This is a genomic window from Bartonella sp. AC329YNZD, assembly GCF_042196685.1.
Taxonomy (GTDB): Bacteria; Pseudomonadota; Alphaproteobacteria; order Rhizobiales; family Rhizobiaceae; genus Bartonella.
Window position 1 is genome coordinate 1 of the sequence record NZ_JBHIQS010000134.1, and the last position, 501, is coordinate 501.

Consider the following 501-nt stretch of genomic DNA (forward strand, 5'->3'; position numbering starts at 1 on the left):
ACACTATCTGCGTAAGAAAATTATACCGATTTTAAATAATATTGACCATGAAACCTATGTTGAACCATTTTTAGGCTCTGGTGTTATTTTTCTAAATAAAAGACCAGCAAAATATTCTGTGATTAATGATTTGAATGGAGAGATCACGAATCTGTTTCAATGCGTTCAAAACCATTTTGATGATTTAGCCAAACGATTGGAGTGGTTTGTTTGTTCAAGACAGTTGTTTTTTGACCTTGCTGCGATTGACCCAGAAAGCCTTTCCAAAGTTGAAAGAGCCGCACGCTTTTTATTTCTCCAGCGTTGTGTGATGTATGGGAAAAAAGATTACGTTTCTTTTAGCTTTGGAAGAAAAAGAACGGCAGAGTTTAATCCCGAAAAGCTGTTATCAAGGATGAGACGTGTTAGACAGAAGCTTCTTGATACGACAATCTTAAATTTATCGTGAGAGCGGGTTATCGAGCTATTTGATGCACCCGACAGTTTATTTTACCTAGACCC

1 pseudogene is annotated in these 501 nt (G+C 36.9%); it reads left to right on the forward strand.

Annotated features, from left to right (window positions below):
• Positions 1–445: pseudogene (locus tag ACFIMW_RS09565) on the forward strand (DNA adenine methylase); the annotation flags it as partial.
• Positions 446–501 lie beyond the last annotated feature (56 nt).